This is a genomic window from Streptomyces sp. NBC_01515 (genome assembly GCF_045040345.1).
Lineage (GTDB): Bacteria > Actinomycetota > Actinomycetes > Streptomycetales > Streptomycetaceae > Streptomyces.
The window spans coordinates 3361334-3381503 of the sequence record NZ_CP109416.1; the positions used below are offsets into that span (position 1 = coordinate 3361334).

At 69.3% G+C, this 20170-nt stretch carries 16 protein-coding genes and 1 tRNA gene; 11 read left to right on the forward strand and 6 right to left on the reverse strand.

From position 1 onward, the window contains the following. Positions 1–62: 62 nt before the first annotated feature. Both OG407_RS14885 and OG407_RS14890 read right to left on the reverse strand, forming a co-directional pair. Positions 63–197, reverse strand: a complete 135-nt coding sequence (locus OG407_RS14885; protein WP_106437209.1) for an SPW_0924 family protein — start codon at positions 195–197, stop codon at positions 63–65. A 182-nt stretch (positions 198–379) separates the two neighbouring features. Next, a complete protein-coding gene (locus OG407_RS14890; RefSeq protein ID WP_405858342.1) occupies positions 380–2119 on the reverse strand; it encodes a lytic transglycosylase domain-containing protein in 1740 nt (579 codons plus the stop codon). A gap of 262 nt (positions 2120–2381) precedes the next feature. Between OG407_RS14890 and OG407_RS14895 the strand changes: the two genes are divergently transcribed. Beyond that, on the forward strand, positions 2382–3245 hold the full coding sequence (locus OG407_RS14895) for a DUF4184 family protein (protein ID WP_405858344.1): 864 nt from the start codon (positions 2382–2384) through the stop codon (positions 3243–3245). A gap of 44 nt (positions 3246–3289) precedes the next feature. Here OG407_RS14895 and OG407_RS14900 read toward each other — a convergent pair whose 3' ends face one another. Beyond that, positions 3290–3691 carry a hypothetical protein gene (locus OG407_RS14900; protein WP_405858346.1) on the reverse strand — a complete coding sequence of 134 codons (402 nt, stop codon included), beginning with the start codon at positions 3689–3691 and terminating at the stop codon, positions 3290–3292. Positions 3692–4563: 872 nt separating this feature from the next. After that, positions 4564–7302 carry a DNA polymerase I gene (gene polA, locus OG407_RS14905; RefSeq protein ID WP_405858348.1) on the reverse strand — a complete coding sequence of 913 codons (2739 nt, stop codon included), beginning with the start codon at positions 7300–7302 and terminating at the stop codon, positions 4564–4566. A 513-nt stretch (positions 7303–7815) separates the two neighbouring features. Between polA and OG407_RS14910 the strand changes: the two genes are divergently transcribed. The 8 genes from OG407_RS14910 to OG407_RS14945 all read left to right on the forward strand — a co-directional run bounded on the left by OG407_RS14910 (position 7816) and on the right by OG407_RS14945 (position 17394). Further along, a complete protein-coding gene (locus OG407_RS14910; protein WP_405858350.1) occupies positions 7816–10095 on the forward strand; it encodes an FdhF/YdeP family oxidoreductase in 2280 nt (759 codons plus the stop codon). Positions 10096–10156: 61 nt separating this feature from the next. Further along, on the forward strand, positions 10157–10645 hold the full coding sequence (locus OG407_RS14915) for a hotdog fold thioesterase (RefSeq protein WP_328683972.1): 489 nt from the start codon (positions 10157–10159) through the stop codon (positions 10643–10645). A gap of 172 nt (positions 10646–10817) precedes the next feature. After that, on the forward strand, positions 10818–11489 hold the full coding sequence (locus OG407_RS14920) for a hypothetical protein (protein WP_405858352.1): 672 nt from the start codon (positions 10818–10820) through the stop codon (positions 11487–11489). A 225-nt stretch (positions 11490–11714) separates the two neighbouring features. Continuing rightward, positions 11715–12932, forward strand: coding sequence for a branched-chain amino acid ABC transporter substrate-binding protein (locus tag OG407_RS14925; RefSeq protein WP_405868417.1), 1218 nt, complete (start codon positions 11715–11717; stop codon positions 12930–12932). A 136-nt stretch (positions 12933–13068) separates the two neighbouring features. Beyond that, positions 13069–13998, forward strand: coding sequence for a branched-chain amino acid ABC transporter permease (locus OG407_RS14930; RefSeq protein WP_405858354.1), 930 nt, complete (start codon positions 13069–13071; stop codon positions 13996–13998). 4 nt (positions 13999–14002) lie between these two features. After that, the gene (locus OG407_RS14935; RefSeq protein WP_405858356.1) at positions 14003–15802 is read left to right on the forward strand and encodes a branched-chain amino acid ABC transporter permease; all 1800 of its coding nucleotides are present in this window, start codon (positions 14003–14005) and stop codon (positions 15800–15802) included. A 6-nt stretch (positions 15803–15808) separates the two neighbouring features. After that, positions 15809–16681: an ABC transporter ATP-binding protein gene (locus tag OG407_RS14940; RefSeq protein ID WP_405858358.1), complete on the forward strand. Its 873-nt coding sequence runs from the start codon at positions 15809–15811 to the stop codon at positions 16679–16681. Further along, complete coding sequence (locus tag OG407_RS14945) at positions 16678–17394, forward strand: ABC transporter ATP-binding protein (protein ID WP_327404825.1); 717 nt, start codon at positions 16678–16680, stop codon at positions 17392–17394. The genes OG407_RS14940 and OG407_RS14945 overlap by 4 nt, the downstream gene beginning before the upstream one ends. A 93-nt stretch (positions 17395–17487) precedes the next feature. Here the strand turns inward: OG407_RS14945 and OG407_RS14950 are convergent, their stop codons facing one another. Then, a complete protein-coding gene (locus OG407_RS14950) occupies positions 17488–18144 on the reverse strand; it encodes an ANTAR domain-containing response regulator (protein ID WP_019062225.1) in 657 nt (218 codons plus the stop codon). 104 nt (positions 18145–18248) lie between these two features. Here OG407_RS14950 and OG407_RS14955 point away from each other — a divergent pair. Together OG407_RS14955 and OG407_RS14960 are read left to right on the forward strand one after the other, a co-directional pair. Beyond that, positions 18249–18321, forward strand: a tRNA-Leu gene (locus tag OG407_RS14955). A gap of 96 nt (positions 18322–18417) precedes the next feature. Continuing rightward, a complete protein-coding gene (locus OG407_RS14960) occupies positions 18418–18723 on the forward strand; it encodes an alkyl sulfatase dimerization domain-containing protein (RefSeq protein WP_405868419.1) in 306 nt (101 codons plus the stop codon). Here OG407_RS14960 and pyk read toward each other — a convergent pair. Beyond that, on the reverse strand, positions 18638–20074 hold the full coding sequence (gene pyk, locus OG407_RS14965) for a pyruvate kinase (protein WP_328683966.1): 1437 nt from the start codon (positions 20072–20074) through the stop codon (positions 18638–18640). The genes OG407_RS14960 and pyk overlap by 86 nt on opposite strands. Positions 20075–20170: the final 96 nt, after the last annotated feature.

Below are 20170 nucleotides of genomic sequence, written 5' to 3' on the forward strand. Positions count from 1 at the left end.
GCCTCCTTCCCTGGCGGTTGAGCGCACCCGTAACGGGCTCGCGTAAACGCTTGCGCAAGCGTTTACGGGTGCGCGGGAACCGTCGTCAGCAGCGGTTTCGGGGAGGTCTTGCCCATCGGTGAGCCCATCGCGGTGATGGTCAGGACCAGCGCGAACGCGAGCACGAGTCCGGTCGCGGCGGCGATCAGAGCGCGCATGCCGGGCCTCCCGACAGACAGAAACCGAATGGATTCAGGAACTGATAGGTCGTCAGGTCCGGCACCGTAGCAACGCACGGGCGAGATGAGAACACGTTGCACACGCACGACGTACGGACACGACGAGGGCGCCCGCCCGCCGAAGCGGAAGGGCGCCCTCGTCCTACGGTCGTGCGGCCGGACTACGCGCTCGGTGACGCGGACGGACTCGGGCTCGGGCTCGCGCTCGGGCTGGACGAGGAGGTGTCGGCCGCCGCCACGGTCAGTTCGACCGTGAGGGTCGCGCCGCCCGTGGTGGTGATCTGGAGCAGGAAGGTGCCGGTGGTGTCGTCGGCGTACAGCTTCGGCAGCTTGAGGAGGCCGTCGGCGTCCGTGGCCAGGCCCGTGAGGGTGCGAACGGTCTTGCCGTCCGCGTCCTTGAAGTAGGGGCCCTTGTCGTTCTCGGTGGCGTCGTCGGCGGCCTTGATCAGGGTCGCGGTGGCGGCGACCTTGTCGGCGACCGCGCCGTTCTCCGTGGCCTTCACCTCGACCTGGTCGGCGAACTCGCCGCCCGGGGTGCAGGTCAGCGCCGTGGTGCCGGTGCGGACGAGGGTGTCGGCGACGCGGGGCGTGACGCTGGCCGTGTAGTCGAGACCGGCGATCGTACGGCCGACGACGGTCGCGCGGACGGTGAAGTCACCGGTGGTCTCGCCGGCTTGGAGGGCGGGGGCGACGGCCACACCGGAGGCGTTGGTGGTGACCGCGGCGACCTTCTCGCCTCCGGTGAACGTGGCGTCCGTGGTCCCGACGATCGTGAACCGGATCCTGACCTTGCCGACAGCCTTGCCGGCCGAGGTCTCGGCCTTGGTGCTGATCTTCTTGCTGAACTGGTCGCCCGCGATCGCCGTGAGCTTCGCCGTACCCGCGTCCGCCAGCTTGGCCACCGTGTCGGTGGGGGTCGGCGTGGGCGTGGGCGTCGGGCTGGGCGTCTGCGTCGGGGTGCCCGGCGTGGAGGGGCTCGTCGGGGTGCCCGGCGTGGAGGGGGTCGACGGGATGGTCGGAGTCGACGACGAGGGCGGAGTCGTAGGACTGGACGGGGAGTTGTCGTCGCTGCGGCCCGACGGCACGGTGCCCGTGCCGTCCGGGACCGAGTGGGTGCCCTTGCGGTAGTACTCCAGCCAGGACAGGACCGTGTTCAGGTAGTCCGTCGAGTTGTTGTAGCTGAGGATCGCGCTGCGCAGACCCGCGTCGGTCGACAGGTTCCAGTCGTTGCGGCACAGGTAGTGGCCGGCGGCGAGGGCGGCGTCGTAGACGTTGTTGGGGTCCTTGACCCCGTCGCCGTTGCCGTCGCGGCCCGCCCAGGCCCAGGTGGACGGGATGAACTGCATGGGCCCGACGGCCTGGTCGTACGTGCTGTTGCCGTCGTACAGACCGTGGTCGGTGTCCTTGATGAGCGCGAAGCCGTTGCCGTCGAGCGCGGGACCCAGGATCTTGGAGGTCGTGGTCCCGTCGGCGTCGACCTGGCCGCCACGGGCCTGGCCGGACTCCACCTTGCCGATGGCGGCGAGGAGTTGCCAGGGCAGGTTGCAGCCGGGCTTGGAGGAGGCGAGTTCGGTCTCGGCCTTCTTGTAGGCGTCGAGGACGGTCGCCGGGATGCCGGCCTCGGCCTCGCCGACCGAGACCGGGGTCCCTATGGAGGGCGACTGACTGCTGCTCGGGCTCGGGTTGGGGCTGCTCAGGGGCGGGAGGTCCGTGTAGTACGGGGAGTCTCCGGTGGCGCTGTGGTCGGTGCTCCCGTCGGGCGTCGCCTGGCCGGTGGCGAGCGTTCTGTGGCCGCCGGTCACCGCCGGAGCCTGGGACGCGGACAGTGCCGCGACCGCTGCCGCGGCCACCGCCGTCGTCGCCGCACCCTTGCGCAGCCGCCTGCCGAAATGCGCCGTCATGGAGTGAACCCCTCCCAGGGACGCCCGAGCGCCCGTCCTTGTCTGTTGCCTCTGCGCCTGTTGTGACGGTCGACCCGCCTCGCAGGTTGCCCTCGTGGTGCTTTTCGGATGGTGTGTACTTCTGTTCCGGTGCCTCCGCCCGCCCGTGCTCCCCTGCGCGGGGACCCAGGCGACCCTACGACAACTTGCTTTGCACGGGCACCCGTTCGTGACCGTTATTCACCGCCTGGCCATATGCCGATGTCTCCTACGGGGAGCACTGTTGCCGTTCACTTTGAGTCATGCCGCCGCCGTACTGCCCGCCGTGCGCGGCGACGGAAGGGGGCGCGGCCGTCTCGTACCGGCGGTGCTGGTGGCGGGTTCCTTCGCCCCCGACATGACGTACTACGCGGCGAGCGCGGTCCCCGGAGCGATGGAATTCGGGGAGGTCACACACTCCTTCCCGGGCGTCTTCACGGTCGACGTCGCGATCACCTGGGCGACGGTCGGCCTCTGGCTGCTCCTGCGCGAACCCCTGGTGGCCCTGCTTCCGCGCGCCCGCCGGCCCCGGACGGCGACCCTGTTGCGCTGCGGTGCTCCACGCGCGCGTGCGACCCCGTCACTGGCCGCGTGGTGGTACGTCTCCGCGGTCCTCGGCGGCCTGACCCACGTCGTGTGGGACGCGTTCACCCACCACGACCGGTGGGGCGTACGCCTGTTCCCCGTCCTCGACCGGGAGTTGGGCGGCAGGCCTCTCTTCTCGGCCCTGCAGTACGGCAGTTCGGCGCTCGGCGCGCTGCTGATCACCGCGTTCGTGGTACGTGCGCTACGACGGGTTCCGGCCACCGAGCCGGTGGGTGTGCCCGTGCTGTCGGTACGGGACCGGTGGGCGGCCGGGATCGTCCTGGCCGCCTGCGTCCTGATCGCGGCGGCGGAACGGGCGTCGACCTGGTGGGCCTACTGGGGCTCGACGGCAACCCCCTGGGACCTGATCCCGACCGTGTGCTTCGGCGCGGGGGCGGGGCTGGTGCTGGGGGTGCTCCTGTACGCGATCGGCGTCCGCGTGTGGCGTCCGGCGACGACAGGGGTGCCTGGCGAGCCGGACGGAGTCAGCGCGGGGCGGAGCCGTCGGGCCGGCTCACGCTGAGCACGGTCACGCGGAGGGCCGAGGGGCGGCGCGAGGCCACACGGTCACGCGGAGCCGTCGGGCGGGGTCACGATGAACACCGTCATGGTGTGCGCGGCGGGTGACCTCGGGAGCCGGCTGAGGACGAGGTCCAGGTAGCCGCGCCCCAGCTCGGCCCAGAGCCGCCAGACGGGGGTGCCGGTGGGGGTGGTGGCGGGTCCCTGGGGGTGTCTGGCCTGTTCTCGGGGGTCTACGGCCGTGTCGTCCCGGAACGTGAGGCGCTGCCGGAGTCCTGCGGCCGTGTGCCGGACGGCCATCGCGAGGTCGGCGGGAATGCGGGCGGTGCTTGCCCTGGCCGCGAAGGGCGCAACCGGCGGTCGAGGCGCGCCCTTCGCGCCGGCGGCACCCGCTGCCTGTATCTGAGTCCGCACCCGACCCGTCCGGCGATGGAGCATGCGTATACCCATGCCCGCATCCTTACGGTCGCCGGGGGCGGGGGGCGCTTCCGGCGGGGCCACGCGGGTGACGGGCCCTCCGGGGGTTGGGCGGGGGTTGTGCGGGGGGTTTCTGTGGCCGGGGTGGGTCTGTGCCGGGCGGGGTGGGATGCGGGCGGCCCGGGAGCGGGGGCGCGCCGGCTGGGGAAGGAAGCGGTGCGAGTGCCCTGCGGGCGGCACGAGACAGGTTGAGGTGGGCTCGGCACCGCCGGGATGGGTTGTGGTGGGTGCTCACCGTTGCGGCGGGAATCTGTTGCGGCCGGGTCCAAGAGGGGGGCGGCACGGGTGAGGCACGCTGCGGTAAGCGCTCGCGACATTACGGCGGAGTCTTCGTGCAGGCCGGGTCCAAGAGCGGAGGCTCGGCACGGGTCAGACGCGCCGCAGTGAACGCTCGCAGCGTCACGGCGGAGTCCTCGTGCAGGCCCGGTCCAAGAGCCGAGGCTCGGCACAGGTCAGACGCGCCGCAGTGAACGCTCGCGCCATCACGGCGGAGTCCCCGTGCAGGCCGGATCCAAGAACAGAGGCTCGGCACGGGTCAGACGCACCGCAGTGAGCATTCGCGGCATCACGGCGGAGTCCTCGTACAGGCCGGGCCAAAGAACCCCGGGCCGGGCAGCGCGGTACCGGCGGCTGCGCCGTGGTGAGCGTTCGCGGTGTCGCGGCGGGATTTTCGTGCGGGTGGACTGCGGAGGCGGGTCTCCACAGGCGGTGCGGGGTGCGGTGCGGGGGCCTGATCCACGGGCCCCTCTCAGGCCGCCCGCGCAGCACCGCGTCCCACCCCGGCCGGCACACACCCATCCCCGGCCGGGGAAACCCCCCGCGCATCCCCGCCCGACCGCCGGAGGCTAGTGCGCGGCCGACTCCCAGTCCGGGCCCACTCCCACCGAGACGTCCAGCGGTGCCCGGAGGTGGACCGCGCCGGCCATCGCGTGGCGGACGAGTTCCTCGGTGGCCGTTCGTTCGCCGGGGGCGATCTCCAGGACGATTTCGTCGTGGACCTGGAGGAGCATGCGGGACTTGAGGTCGGCCTCGCGCAGGGCGGTGTCGACCTTGAGCATGGCCATCTTGACGATGTCCGCCGCGGTGCCCTGGATCGGGGCGTTGAGCGCCATCCGCTCGGCGGCCTCGCGGCGCTGGCGGTTGTCGCTGTTGAGGTCGGGGAGGTAGCGGCGGCGGCCGAAGAGGGTCGCCGTGTAGCCCGTCGCCCTCGCCTCGTCGACCGCGCGGCGCAGATAGTCCCGCACACCGCCGAAGCGCTCGAAGTACGTGTCCATCAGGACCCGCGCCTCGCCCGCGTCGATGTTCAGCTGCTGGGAGAGGCCGAAGGCGGACAGGCCGTAGGCGAGGCCGTACGACATCGCCTTGATCTTGCGGCGCATCTCCGCGTCGACCGCGGAACCCTCGACCGAGAACACCTGGGAGGCGACCGTGGTGTGCAGGTCCTCGCCCGAGGTGAACGCCTCCAACAGGCCCTCGTCCTCGGAGAGATGGGCCATCACGCGGAGCTCGATCTGGCTGTAGTCCGCCGTCATCAGGGACTCGTAGCCCTCGCCCACCACGAAGCCCCTGCGGATCGCCCTGCCCTCGTCCGTGCGGACCGGGATGTTCTGCAGGTTCGGGTCCGTGGAGGAGAGGCGGCCGGTCGCGGCCACCGTCTGGTTGAACGTGGTGTGGATGCGGCCGTCCGTAGCGATCGTCTTGATCAGGCCCTCTACGGTGACGCGCAGCTTCGCCTGTTCGCGGTGGCGGAGCATGATGACCGGCAGTTCGTTCTCCGTCTGGTTGGCCAGCCAGGCGAGAGCGTCCGCGTCGGTCGTGTAGCCGGTCTTCGTCTTCTTCGTCTTGGGCAGGCCGAGTTCACCGAAGAGGACTTCCTGGAGCTGCTTGGGCGAGCCGAGGTTGAACTCGTGCCCGGCCGCCGCGTGCGCCTCCTTCACCGCCTGCTGCACGGCCCCGGCGAACATCTGCTCCATGGCTTCGAGGTGTGCCTTGTCGGCCGCGATGCCGGACCGCTCCAGGCGGGCCAGCAGGATCGAGGTGGGCAGCTCCATGTCACGGAGCAGGTCCGCCGCGCCGACCTCCTGGAGGCGCTCCCCGAAGGCGTCCCCCAGGTCGAGGATCGCGCGGGCCTGCACCATCAGGGCGTCCGCCTCGGCGCCGTCGTCCGCGCCGAAGGCGAGCTGGCCGTCGGCCGTGGCGGCGGGGGCCAGTTCGCGGCCGAGGTACTCCAGGGACAGCGCGTCCAGGTCGAAGGAGCGGCGGCCGGGCTTGACCAGGTAGGCGGCGAGCGCGGTGTCCATGGAGATGCCGGCGATCGTCCAGCCGTGCTCGGCGAAGACCCGCATCGCGCCCTTGGCGTTGTGGAACACCTTGGGACGCTCGGCGTCGGACAGCCAGGCCGCGAACGCGTTCTCGTCGCTCTCGTCCAGCTCGGCGGGGTCGAACCAGGCGGCCGCTCCCCCGGCGGTGGCGAGCGCGACCTCGGTCACCGAACCGGAGCCGAGCGCCCAGGTGTCGACGGTGGCGACACCGAGCGGCTCGGTGCCGTAGTCGGCGAGCCAGCCGGTCAGTTCGCCGGTGCCGAGGACCGAGCCGTCGACCGCCACGCCGCTCTCGGCGGGCGGGGTCGCGTCGGCCTCCTCGTTGCCCGGGTCGACGGCCAACAGGCGCTCGCGCAGGGAGGGGTTGCGGATCTCCAGGGTGTCGAGAACCATCGCGAGGGCCGTGCGGTCGTACGGAGCGCGCTCCAGGTCGACGACCGTCTTGGGCAGTTCGACGTCCTTGACCATCTCGGTGAGGCGGCGGTTGAGCTTGACCGCGTCCAGGTGGTCGCGGAGGTTCTGCCCGGCCTTGCCCTTGACCTCGTCGACGCGCTCCACCAACTCGTTGAACGAACCGAACTGGTTGATCCACTTCGCGGCGGTCTTCTCGCCGACGCCGGGGATGCCCGGGAGGTTGTCGGACGGGTCGCCGCGCAGCGCCGCGAAGTCCGGGTACTGGGCGGGCGTCAACCCGTACTTCTCGACGACCTTCTCCGGAGTGAACCGGGTCAGCTCAGAGACGCCCTTCGTCGGGTACAGGACCGTGGTGTGGTCGGACACCAGCTGGAACGAGTCCCGGTCGCCGGTGACGATCAGCACGTCGAAGCCCTCGGCCTCGGCCTGGGTGGCGAGCGTGGCGATGACGTCGTCGGCCTCGAAGCCGTCGACCGCGAACCGGGACACGTGCATCGTGTCGAGCAGCTCGCCGATCAGCTCGACCTGGCCCTTGAACTCGTCCGGGGTCTTGGAGCGGTTCGCCTTGTACTCGGTGAACTCCTCGGAGCGCCAGGTCTTGCGGGACACGTCGAAGGCCACCGCGAAGTGCGTGGGCGCCTCGTCGCGCAGGGTGTTGGCCAGCATCGACGCGAAGCCGTAGATCGCGTTCGTCGGCTGGCCCGTCGCGGTGGTGAAGTTCTCCGCGGGCAGCGCGAAGAACGCGCGGTAGGCCAGCGAGTGCCCGTCCATCAGCATCAGCCGTGGACGGTCTCCGCCGGAGGTGTTCCCGGAGGTCTTGTCGGTCTTCTTCGATGCTGTCTCTGCCACGACCCCGATCCTGCCACGCCCCACTGACAGTCGGAGTCACGGTCGCCGCGTCGGAGGTCACGGTCGCGACGACGGGCTCGCGACGACGGTGGCGGAAGCCGCTGCCGCGACGGCGGGAACGGCGGCCGGAATCGTCGTGGGCCTCGGCGCGGAGGCGGGGCGGGGCGAAGGCAGTCCCCGCGGAAGGCGAGTCCACGGAAGGCGAAGGCGGTGAGCCCGGTCGCCTCGCGGCAACAGTCGTAGGAGAAGCGGTCCCCGTGGCCGCGCGGCCACGCGCGCGTGCAGAGGTCACCGTCGCGCGGCGTGCAGAGATCACCGTCTCCGCAGCGGAGAGGAGCCGGACAAACCCGCCCCGCCCCTCGCCCCCCACCACCACTCCCCGCCCCACCTCACACCCGCCGCCCGCGTCCCACCCCCGAACTCATAGATCCCACGAACCGACCTCGGCGTTGTCACTGCCCCGTGCGAGGATCGGAGATGTAGCGCACATGTGCCAGTGAAGGAGGGCCCGCGATGGCCACGAAGCCGCCCAAGGGTGATCCGGTCCAGGACGCCCCGCAGGTCAGCGAGCCCAAGCACGCCGCGGCCGGACTCCCTGCGATCGGGCACACGTTGCGTATCGCCCAGCAGCAGATGGGGGTCAGGCGCACCGCGTTGACGCTGCTGCGGGTCAATCAGAAGGACGGCTTCGACTGCCCGGGCTGCGCCTGGCCGGAGCCGGACCACCGGCACGCGGCGGAGTTCTGTGAGAACGGCGCGAAGGCGGTCGCCGAGGAGGCCACCCTGCGCCGGGTCACCCCGGAGTTCTTCGCGGCCCACCCGGTGGCCGATCTCGCGACCCGCAGCGGGTACTGGCTGGGCCAGCAGGGGCGTCTGACGCATCCCATGTATCTCCCCGAAGGGGCCGAGCACTACGAACCGGTCTCCTGGGAGCGTGCCTTCGACATCGTCGCGGAGGAGATCGCCGCCCTCGGCTCCCCCGACGAGGCGCTGTTCTACACCTCGGGCCGGACCAGCAACGAGGCCGCGTTCCTGTACCAGTTGTTCGCGCGGGAGCTGGGCACCAACAACCTGCCCGACTGCTCCAACATGTGCCACGAGTCCAGCGGTTCGGCCCTGAACGAGACGATCGGCATCGGCAAGGGCAGCGTCCTGCTGGAGGACCTCTACCAGGCCGACCTGATCGTCGTCGCCGGACAGAACCCGGGGACCAACCACCCGCGCATGCTCTCCGCCCTGGAGAAGGCCAAGGCCAACGGCGCGAAGATCATCAGCGTCAACCCGCTGCCCGAGGCGGGCCTGGAGAAGTTCAAGAACCCGCAGACCCCGCAGGGCATGCTCAAGGGCGCCGCCCTCACCGACCTGTTCCTGCAGATCCGCATCGGCGGCGACCAGGCCCTCTTCCGCCTCCTGAACAAGCTCATCCTGGAGACGGATGGTGCGGTCGACCAGTCCTTCATCGAGGAACACACCCACGGCTACGAGGAGTTCGCCGCCACCGCGCGGGACGCCGACTGGGACGAGACGCTCCTCGCCACCGGGCTGACCCGCCCGGAGATCGAGAAGGCCCTGGAGATGGTCCTCGCCTCCGAGCGCACCATCGTGTGCTGGGCGATGGGCCTCACCCAGCACAAGCACGCCGTCCCGACCATCCGCGAGGTCGTCAACTTCCTTCTGCTGCGCGGCAACATCGGCCGCCCCGGCGCCGGCGTGTGCCCGGTGCGCGGCCACAGCAACGTGCAGGGCGACCGCACGATGGGCATCTTCGAGCGCCCCGCGCCCGCCTTCCTGGACGCCCTGGAGAAGGAGTTCGGCTTCGCCCCGCCGCGCGAGCACGGCTACGACGTCGTCGCCGCGATCCGCGCCCTGCGCGACGGCGACGCGAAGGTCTTCTTCGCCATGGGCGGCAACTTCGTGTCCGCGTCCCCCGACACCGAGGTCACCGAAGCGGCCATGCGGCGCGCCAGCCTCACCGTGCACGTGTCGACGAAGCTCAACCGCTCGCACGCCGTCACGGGCGCGCGTGCCCTGATCCTGCCCTGCCTGGGCCGCACCGAGCGCGATCTCCAGGGCGGCGGCGAGCAGTTCGTGACCGTCGAGGACTCCATGGGCATGGTGCACGCCTCGCACGGCCGGCTGGAGCCCGCGAGCAAGCACCTGCTGTCCGAGCCGGCCATCGTGTGCCGCCTGGCCCGTCGCGTCCTCGGCGCCGAATCCCGCACGCCCTGGGAGGAGTTCGAGAAGGACTACGCGACGATCCGCGACCGCGTCGCCCGCGTGATCCCCGGCTTCGAGGACTTCAACGCGCGCGTGGCCCACCCCGGAGGCTTCGCCCTCCCGCACGCCCCGCGCGACGAACGCCGCTTCCCCACCGCGACCGGCAAGGCCAACTTCACCGCCGCGTCCGTCGAGTACCCCGAACTCCCCGAAGGGCGCCTGCTGTTGCAGACACTGCGCTCGCACGACCAGTACAACACCACGATCTACGGCCTCGACGACCGCTACCGGGGCATCAAGAACGGCCGCCGGGTCGTCATGGTCCACCCCGACGACGCCGCCCGGCTCGGGGTCGCCGACGGGTCGTACGTCGATCTGGTCGGCGAGTGGAAGGACGGCGTGGAGCGGCGGGCGCCCGGTTTCCGGGTCGTGCACTATCCGACGGCCCGGGGCTGCGCGGCCGCCTACTACCCGGAGACCAACGTCCTGGTCCCCCTGGACGCCACCGCCGACACCAGCAACACCCCGGCCAGCAAGTCGGTCGTCGTACGTCTGGAACAATCGGCCACCGACTGAGCGTTCGCTCAGTCGTCGGTCAGGTGCACCAGCCGGACGCAGGACGAACGGAGTCGGCCCCATGGGCGAGCAGCAGCACGGGAAGTTCCCGCAGGACGTCATCGACGAGTACTCGGCCCTCGGCGTCGACCTCGTCGCCCTCTTCTCCGCGGGGCACCTCGGGACCCGGATGGGCGTGGAGATCGTCGAGGCGTCCGCCGAGCGCGTCGTCGGCACCATGCCGGTCGAGGGGAACACCCAGCCGTACGGACTGCTGCACGGCGGCGCCTCCGCCGTCCTGGCCGAGACCCTCGGCTCGCTCGGGTCCATGCTGCACGGCGGCAGCACGAAGCTCGCCGTCGGCGTGGACCTGAACTGCACGCACCACCGGGGCGCCCGCTCCGGCCTCGTCACCGGCGTCGCCACTCCCGTGCACCGGGGCCGCTCGACGGCGACGTACGAGATCGTGATCAGTGACGAGGACGGGCGACGGGTGTGCACCGCGCGGCTGACCTGCATGCTGCGGGACATCAGGCCGGGCGACCCGGTCCCCGCACCCACCGCGAACTGACGTCCCCGCGCGAACCGGCCCCGGACCGGAGGATCTTGACCCCGAGAATGTGACACTCACGGCCGTGAGTGTCACATTCTCCGAGGAACACCCCCGTGGCCTCGCCTGTCACGAGCCCCCGTCTTCCGCACCCCCGTCCGCTCCCCTACCGTTTCCCCATGAGGCTGCCGGCATGAGCGGTATCGGGCCCGTCGAATCCGTCGACTCGCCGGAGAGGGACGGGAGTTACGAAGTCATCGGGGGTGACTCGCCCCGCCTGAGCGACCATTGGCACATTCTGCCGCGGCGCACCCGCACGGCCATGCTCGCGGCGGGCACGGTCGCCGCCGCGGCCGTCGGAGCCGTCCTCCTGCCGCCCTTCCACGACGGGCGGCAGGACGACCCGACCCCGCCCGTCCCATGGCCCGCGAACATCACCGAATGGCGCTACACCGGGCTCGCCCAGACCACCGACACCCCCACCACGACCGGCTTCTTCCGCTTCGCCGTCACCGTGGACAGCGGACCCCCCGTCGCCATCCGCGTCATTGGCGCCGCCTTCGACGGACTCACCGCCCAGGCCGTCCCGGCCCCCTCCTTCACCGTCCGCACCGGCGCGACCCGCCGCGTCACCGTGGAGATCTCGGTTTCCGACTGTTCCGGACTGCCCCTGAACGCGGACCTCGCCTTTCTGGACGTAACGCTGCGTAACACGCGCGCAATACAACACCACAGTTTCATCTTCGGCAGCGCCTACTCCAAGGACCTTTCCCAGCTCCTCCACAGGGCCTGCGGCACGACAAAGGCCAGGCCAGGCCCACGGCCAAGCGGAAGTGCAGGTTCTCAAAATGTGGACCGCGGCTGAATTCCGCCAAACCGGCCGAGACCCACCCTCCGCGATGCCCGCCAACCTGCACGTCATAACAAGAAAGTCACAAGCCAGCGCACGACGATGCCCATGCCCACAGACCGGGCTTAGAGTCACGGCCAGTCACCGCTCCATCGGGAGTTGGGTACCAGCGCAGCACCTTGCCGCTCCACACCGGAGCGACTGTGCCTGCGGAAAGGACTGATTGTGCGACAGCGTTCTTTGGTGATACTGACCTCCGTTCTCACGACCGGAGCTCTGACCCTCACCGCGTGCGGCTCCCGGGACAGCGGCAGCAAGAGCGACAGCGGGTCGACCACCCTGACCATCGGTGTCGACGCCCCCCTGTCCGGCGAGAACTCCACCACCGGTCTCGGCATCCAGTACGGCGTCCAGATCGCCGTCGACGACGCCAACAAGAACAACTGGGTCCCCGGCGTCAAGTTCAAGGTCAAGGCCCTGGACGACAAGGCCCAGCCGGCCACCGGCCAGTCCAACGCCACCGCCTTCACCGGCCAGAAGGACGTGGTCGGCGCCGTCGGCCCGCTGAACTCCGGCGTGGCCCAGTCGATGCAGCAGGTGTTCGCCTCGGCCAACATGGTCGAGATCTCCCCCTCGAACACCAACCCGGCCCTGACCCAGGGCAAGGACTGGGCGACCACCAAGACGCGGCCGTACAAGACGTACTTCCGCACCGCCACGACGGACGCCCTGCAGGGTGCCTTCGCCGCCGACTACGCGTACAACGGCCTCAAGAAGAAGAAGGCCTTCGTCGTCGACGACAAGCAGACCTACGGCGCCGGCCTGGCCGGGATCTTCAACAGCGCCTTCAAGAAGCTCGGCGGCTCCATCGCGGGCACCGACCACGTCAACACCGGCGACACCGACTTCAGCTCGCTCGTCACCAAGATCAAGAACTCCGGCGCCGACCTGCTCTACTACGGCGGCCAGTACGACGAGTCGGAGAAGATCACCAAGCAGCTCAAGGGCGCCGGCGTCAAGATCCCGCTCTTCGGCGGTGACGGCATGTTCGCCACCACCTACATCCAGACCGCGGGCAAGGCGGCCGAGGGCGACCTCGCCACCTCCGTCGGTGTCCCCGCCGACACCCTGCCCGCCGCGAAGCAGTTCATCGCGACCTACAAGGCCAAGGGCTACAAGGGTGACTACGGCGCCTACGGTGCCTACGCCTACGACGCCGCCACCGCCATCATCAAGGCCGTGAAGGCGGTCAAGGACGGCAACAGCGACAAGCTGCCCTCCGGCAACGACCTCCGCTCCAAGGTCGTCGACGCCGTACAGAAGTCCGACTTCGAAGGCATCTCCGGCAAGGTCGCCTTCGACCAGTACGGCGACACCACGAACAAGCAGCTCACCGTCTACCAGGTCACCAACGGCGCCTGGAAGGCCGTGAAGACCGGCACGTTCAACGGCAGCTGACCTCAGCAGCTCCAGCACCACCGCACCACGGGCCGCGCGGAAGGAGGATCCCGACCGCGCGGCCCGTTGTCACACCCCCCCACCCCCAGGCACGCGATCTGTGCACACGACCACCAGCGACAATGGAGGCCACGCGGTGAACACCCTGCCGCAGCAGCTGGCCAACGGGCTGCTCCTAGGCTCGATGTACGGGCTGATCGCCATCGGCTACACGATGGTGTACGGCATCGTCCAGCTCATCAACTTCGCGCACGGCGAGATCTTCATGACCGGCGCCTTCGGCGCCCTCACGGTCTACGCCTACATCCTGCCCAGCGGCACCTCCATGGTGGTCGCCGTACCACTCATGCTGATCGGCGGCGGGATCGTCTCCGTCCTCGTCGCGGTGGGCGCCGAACGATTCGCCTACCGCCCCCTGCGGCAAGCACCTCGGCTGGCGCCCCTGATCACCGCCATCGGCCTCTCCCTGTCACTCCAGGAACTCGTCCGGAACTTCTACCCGGGCGCCGACAAGGCCCGCTCCTTCCCCAGCCTCGACGGCAACCACGACATCGGCTCCGTCACCATCTCGGACGCCGACATCTTCCTGGTCATCGCCGCCATCGTGTGCATGTCCGGCCTCGCCTGGTTCGTCCGCAAGAGCCGCACCGGCCGCGCCATGCAGGCCACCGCGCAGGACCCGGACACCGCCCAGCTCATGGGCATCGACACCAACCGCATCATCGTCATTGCCTTCGCCATCGGTGGCTTCTTCGCCGCCGTAGCAGCCGTCTCCTACGGCCTGAAGTACGGCAACATCGACTACCGCATGGGCTTCCTGATGGGCCTCAAGGCCTTCACCGCGGCCGTCATGGGCGGCATCGGCAACATCTACGGCGCCATGCTCGGCGGAGTCGTCCTCGGCGTCGCCGAGACCCTCGCCTCCGCCTACATCAGCAAGATCCCCGGCATGGAACAGCTCGGCGGCTCCAGCTGGGCCAACGTCTGGGCCTTCTGTCTCCTCATCCTCGTACTGCTGTTCAGGCCACAGGGCCTGCTCGGCGAACGCGTCGCGGACAGGGCGTGATCACATGACCGAGACGACCGAGACCCCCCAGACGCCGGCCACCGCCCCCGCGGAACAGCGCGGCCTCATCCCGCTGCCCCTCGCGGCCTCCCGCGCCCTCCTCCTGGGCGGCGGCATCCTCACCACCGCCTCCACGTTCCTCCGCTGGACCTGGACCTCCGACTTCCCCGGCGACCTCACCGTCAACGGCTACCCCGGCGGCCTCCAGGTCCTCACCCTTGTCGCGGGGCTCCTCACCGCGTTGTTCGCCCTCGCCGCCTACGGCGTCCGCGGACTCGGCTGGCTCCTGCCCGCCCGCAACAACGCACCCCTCGTCCTCACCGCACTCGGCGGCTTCGGCGTCACCTGGTACACCGTCATCGCGATCGCCGCGAAACTCGGCGGCATCGCCAACTGGGAACCCGGCACCTACCTCGCCGCCGTCGCCTCCCTGCTCCCCGTCATCGGCGCCCTCGCCCTCCCGCAGGACGCCACCGACACCACCAAGGAAGCACTCAAGGCGTACATCACCAAGGCCGACCGCGTCCCGGCACCCCAGGCCACCGCCCCCTGGATCCAGCGACTGACCATCACGATCGTCGCCGCCCTCGCCCTCACCGTCTTCGCCTACGGCATCGACGCCGAGGACCAACTCTTCGTCGGCTTCCTCATCGTCGTCGTCTTCACCGCCTGGGCCCTGCAGACCGCCGGTCTCTTCGACCGCTTCAGCCGCCTCACGGCCCAGAACCGCAGCTTCGCCCTCGCCATGGGCTTCGTCGCCGCGATCGGCTTCCCCTTCACCCAGACCAACGACCACTACGCCAACCTCGGCGTCAACATCCTGATCTTCGGCACGGTCGCCCTCGGCCTCAACATCGTCGTCGGCCTCGCCGGACTCCTCGACCTCGGCTACGTCGCCTTCCTCGGCGTCGGCGCCTACACCGCCGCCCTGGTCTCCGGCTCCGAGTTCTCCAAGTTCTCCGGCGTCCAGTTCCCCTTCTGGGCCGCCGCCCTCACCGGCGCCGCCGCCAGCCTGATCTTCGGCGTCCTCATCGGCGCCCCCACCCTGCGCCTGCGCGGCGACTATCTCGCCATCGTCACCCTCGGCTTCGGAGAGATCTTCCGCATCTCCGTCAACAACATGGACGGCGTCTCCGGCCCCGACATCACCAACGGCCCCAACGGCATCCCGTCCATCCCCGACCTGTCGTTCTTCGGCTTCAACTTCGGCCAGAACCACGACATCGCCGGATTCACCATCGGCCGGTTCGCCAACTACTACCTGCTCATGGTCCTGATCAGCGCCCTCGTCGTCACGATCTACCGCCGCGCCTCGGACTCCCGCATCGGCCGCTCCTGGATCGCCATCCGCGAGGACGAGACCGCCGCCACCGCCATGGGCATCAACGGCTTCCGCGTCAAGCTCATCGCCTTCGCGCTCGGCGCCACCCTCGCCGGCCTGGCCGGCACGGTCAGCGCCCACGTCACCTACAGCGTGGTGCCGAACCCGTACCAGTTCGCCGGAGCGGCCCCGCCCAACTCCGCGTTCCTGCTGGCCGCCGTCGTCCTCGGCGGCATGGGCACCGTCTCCGGACCCTTCCTCGGCGCCGCCCTGCTCTACCTGCTCCCGGAGAAGCTCGTCGCCCTCCAGGACAAGTCGCTCCTCGCCTTCGGCATCGCGCTCATCCTCCTGATGCGCTTCCGCCCCGAGGGGATCATCCCCAACCGTCGGCGCCAGCTCGAATTCCACGAGACCGGCCAACTCGACGTACCGGACACCACGACCCTGACCGACGAACCGGCCATCACCAAGGCAGGGGCGTAGAGAGCCATGACGACACCTGTACTCGAAGCCCGTGACGTCACCATGCGCTTCGGCGGCCTCACCGCCGTCCGCTCCGTCGACTTCACCGTCAACGCCGGCGAGATCGTAGGCCTCATCGGCCCCAACGGCGCCGGCAAGACCACCTTCTTCAACTGCCTCACCGGCCTCTACGTCCCCACCGAGGGCACGGTCTCCTACAAGGGCACGGTGCTTCCCCCGAAGCCCCACCTGGTCACCCAGGCCGGCATCGCCCGCACCTTCCAGAACATCCGTCTGTTCGCCAACATGACGGTCCTGGAAAACGTCCTCGTCGGCCGCCACACCCGCACCAAGGAAGGCCTCTGGTCGGCCCTCCTGCGCGGCCCCGGCTTCAAGAAGGCCGAAAAGGCGAGCGAAGAACGCGCCATGGAACTCCTGGAGTTCATCGGCCTCGCCCACAAGCGCGACCACCTGGCGAGGAACCTCCCCTACGGCGAGCAGCGCAAGCTGGAGATCGCACGCGCCCTGGCGAGCGAGCCGGGCCTGCTCCTGCTGGACGAGCCGACCGCCGGCATGAACCCCCAAGAGACGCGCGCCACCGAAGAGTTGGTCTTCGCAATCCGCGACAAGGGCATCGCCGTCCTCGTCATCGAGCACGACATGCGCTTCATCTTCAACCTCTGCGACCGCGTCGCCGTCCTCGTCCAGGGCGAGAAACTCGTCGAAGGCACCTCCGACGTAGTCCAGGCCGACGAACGCGTCGTAGCCGCCTACCTCGGCGAACCCTTCGAAGGCGCCCCCGAGGAAACCCCGGCGGAAACTCCGGAGACTCCGGCAGCGGCGGAAACGGCGGACCCGGAAGCGGAGAGCACCACCAGCACCAAGGGAGAAGCCCAGTGACCGCACTGCTAGAGGTCGAGGACCTCAGGGTCTCCTACGGCAAGATCGAAGCCGTCAAGGGCATCTCCTTCAGCGTCGAGGCCGGCCAGGTCGTCACCCTCATCGGCACCAACGGCGCCGGCAAGACCACGACCCTGCGCACCCTCTCGGGCCTGCTGCAGCCCTCGGGCGGCAAGATCACCTTCGACGGCAAACCGCTCAACAGCGTCCCCGCCCACAAGATCGTCGCCCTCGGCCTGGCCCACTCCCCCGAAGGCCGGCACATCTTCCCCCGCCTCACCATCGCGGAGAACCTCCAGCTCGGCGCCTTCCTCCGCAAGGACAAGGAAGGCATCGAGAAGGACATCCAGCGCGCCTACGACCTCTTCCCCATCCTCGGAGAACGTCAGAAGCAGGCGGCGGGCACGCTGTCCGGCGGCGAGCAGCAGATGCTGGCGATGGGCCGCGCGCTCATGTCCCAGCCGAAGCTCCTCATGCTGGACGAACCGTCCATGGGCCTCTCGCCCATCATGATGCAGAAGATCCTGGCGACGATCGTCGAGCTCAAGGCATCGGGCACGACGATCCTCCTGGTCGAGCAGAACGCCCAGGCGGCGCTCTCCCTCGCTGACCAGGGCCACGTCATGGAGGTCGGCAACATCGTCCTCTCCGGCACGGGCGAGGACCTCCTGCACGACGAGTCGGTACGGAAGGCATACCTCGGCGAGGACTGAGGCTGAGGTAGCTTTCACCGTTTTTCCACGACGAGGCCCGCGCCCCCTGTTCCGGGGCGCGGGCCTCGTCGTACGTACGGCCGTGGGTCGGTGTCAGCCCTTGGAGGACTTCTTCTCGTCGGCGTCCTGGATGACCGCCTCGGCGACCTGCTGCATGGACATCCGGCGGTCCATCGACGTCTTCTGGATCCACCGGAACGCGGCCGGCTCGGACAGCCCGTACTCGGTCTGCAGGATCGACTTCGCACGGTCGACCAGCTTGCGGGTCTCCAGCCGCAGCGTGAGGTCGGCGACCTCCTGCTCCAGCTGCTTCAACTCCGTGAAGCGGGACACCGCCATCTCGATCGCGGGCACGACGTCACTCTTGCTGAAGGGCTTCACCAGGTACGCCATCGCACCGGCGTCCCTCGCCCGCTCGACGAGGTCGCGCTGCGAGAAGGCGGTGAGCATCAGCACGGGCGCGATGCCCTCTTCGGCGATCTTCTCGGCGGCGGAGATACCGTCCAGCTTGGGCATCTTCACGTCGAGGATCACCAGGTCGGGCTTGTGCTCACGGGCCAGCTCGACGGCCTGCTCACCGTCACCGGCCTCACCGACGACGGTGTACCCCTCCTCCTCCAGCATCTCTTTGAGATCGAGCCGGATCAGGGCCTCGTCCTCGGCGATGACGACACGGGTCGTCAGCGGAGGCACGTGCGACTTGTCGTCGTCGGGCGCGTCTACGGGCTGGGGCGACTCGGGGGCGGTCACGGGGGCTCCTCGTTCAGGGCACGGGGGTAGTGCTGACAAGAGCCTACCTAGCTGCGATAAGGTAGGGGCACAGCGGGAGACCGCTGACCTTGGTTTCAGGGGAAGCCCCGGTAGTCCAGCGGTAGAGACAATGGATTCAAAACCCATCAAGCGTCGGTTCGAATCCGACTCGGGGCACTTTTCCTTCACATCGAAGGACGCAATCTGAGGCGGAGGTTCACGTTCGCGTGAACCTCCATTTTCCGCTGCGTGTCGCCGCCCGCACTTGCGTCGGTGTGGGCGAACCGGGGTTATCACGGGCCCGTCAGCCATAACCCGAAGGGGAATTGGCAGCGGTACACGGGGTGGTTCGACGCCAATTCGGCTCGCCTTGAGCACAGGAATTCGTCCGTGGCGGCGATCCCCGTTTCGCCGCCACTCTCCTCGGCCGTCGCGCATTCGCCGAACCCGACGAGAAGCAGTCAATCGTCGCGCCGTAGACGCTACTTGAGACCTACTTCGGGCTGTCGTCCTCGCCTACGTGGTGGACGCGGACGAGGTTCGTCGAGCCGGCCACTCCGGGGGGCGAGCCGGCCGTGATGACGACGATGTCGCCCTTCTGGCAGCGGCCGTGCTTGAGGAGGAGTTCGTCGACCTGGTCGACCATCGCGTCGGTGGAGTCGACGTGCGGGCCGAGGATGGTCTCCACGCCCCAGGTGAGGGTGAGCTGGGCGCGGGTGGCCGGGTCCGGGGTGAAGGCCATGACCGGGATCGGCGAGCGGTAGCGGGACAGGCGGCGGACCGTGTCGCCGGACTGGGTGAAGGCGACGAGGAACTTCGCGCCGAGGAAGTCGCCCATCTCGGCGGCGGCTCGGGCCACCGCGCCGCCCTGGGTGCGGGGCTTGTTGCGTTCGGTCAGCGGGGGCAGGCCCTTGGCGAGGATGTCCTCCTCGGCGGCCTCGATGATGCGGGCCATGGTGGTGACGGTGGCGATGGAGTACTTGCCGACGCTGGTCTCGCCGGACAGCATCACCGCGTCCGTGCCGTCGATCACGGCGTTCGCCACATCGCTCGCCTCCGCGCGCGTGGGGCGGGAGTTCTCGATCATCGAGTCGAGCATCTGCGTGGCGACGATGACCGGCTTGGCGTTGCGCTTGGCCAGTTTGACGGCGCGCTTCTGGACGATCGGGACCTGTTCGAGGGGCATTTCGACGCCGAGGTCGCCGCGGGCGACCATGATGCCGTCGAAGGCGGCGACGATGTCGTCGATGGCCTCGACCGCCTGGGGTTTCTCGACCTTGGCGATGACGGGGAGGCGGTGACCCTCCTCGTCCATGATGCGGTGGACGTCGTCGATGTCCTTGCCGCTGCGGACGAAGGACAACGCGATCACGTCGAAGCCCGTGCGCAGGGCCCAGCGGAGGTCGGCCTCGTCCTTGTCGGAGAGGGCCGGGACGGACACGGCGACTCCGGGGAGGTTCAGGCCCTTGTGGTCGGAGACCATGCCGCCTTCGACGACCTTGGTGTGGACGCGGGGGCCGTCGACGGAGGTGACTTCGAGGCAGACCTTGCCGTCGTCGACGAGGACGCGTTCGCCGGGCGTGACGTCGGTGGCGAGACCGGCGTAGGTCGTCCCGCAGGACTGGCGGTCGCCTTCGGCGCCTTCCTCGACGGTGATGGTGAAGGTGTCTCCGCGTTCAAGGAGTACGGGTCCTTCGGTGAAGCGGCCGAGTCGGATCTTCGGGCCTTGAAGGTCGGCGAGCATTCCGACACTGCGGCCGGTCTCCTCGGAGGCCTTTCGCACGCGCTGGTAGCGCTCCTCGTGTTCGGCGTGGCTGCCGTGGCTGAGGTTGAAGCGGGCTACGTCCATTCCGGCCTCGACCAGGGCTTTGATCTGGTCGTACGAGTCGGTGGCGGGGCCCAAAGTACAGACGATTTTTACTCGGCGCATGGTTTGAGCCTAGGCCTTACCGGCGGGTAGGGAATTGGCCGTGCATGACTACTCAACAACCTTTGGGTGAAGGCTTATTGACAAGGCTTGAATGTG

Excerpts from the sequence above, each read along its gene's own strand:
- pyk (WP_328683966.1), bottom strand. The coding sequence starts at position 20,074 with ATGCGCCGAGTAAAAATCGTCTGTACTTTGGGCCCCGCCACCGACTCG.
- OG407_RS14885 (WP_106437209.1), bottom strand. The coding sequence starts at position 197 with ATGCGCGCTCTGATCGCCGCCGCGACCGGACTCGTGCTCGCGTTCGCG.
- OG407_RS14890 (WP_405858342.1), bottom strand. The coding sequence starts at position 2,119 with ATGACGGCGCATTTCGGCAGGCGGCTGCGCAAGGGTGCGGCGACGACG.
- OG407_RS14910 (WP_405858350.1), top strand. The coding sequence starts at position 7,816 with ATGGCCACGAAGCCGCCCAAGGGTGATCCGGTCCAGGACGCCCCGCAG.
- OG407_RS14915 (WP_328683972.1), top strand. The coding sequence starts at position 10,157 with ATGGGCGAGCAGCAGCACGGGAAGTTCCCGCAGGACGTCATCGACGAG.
- OG407_RS14900 (WP_405858346.1), bottom strand. The coding sequence starts at position 3,691 with ATGGGTATACGCATGCTCCATCGCCGGACGGGTCGGGTGCGGACTCAG.
- OG407_RS14940 (WP_405858358.1), top strand. The coding sequence starts at position 15,809 with ATGACGACACCTGTACTCGAAGCCCGTGACGTCACCATGCGCTTCGGC.
- OG407_RS14935 (WP_405858356.1), top strand. The coding sequence starts at position 14,003 with ATGACCGAGACGACCGAGACCCCCCAGACGCCGGCCACCGCCCCCGCG.
- OG407_RS14920 (WP_405858352.1), top strand. The coding sequence starts at position 10,818 with ATGAGCGGTATCGGGCCCGTCGAATCCGTCGACTCGCCGGAGAGGGAC.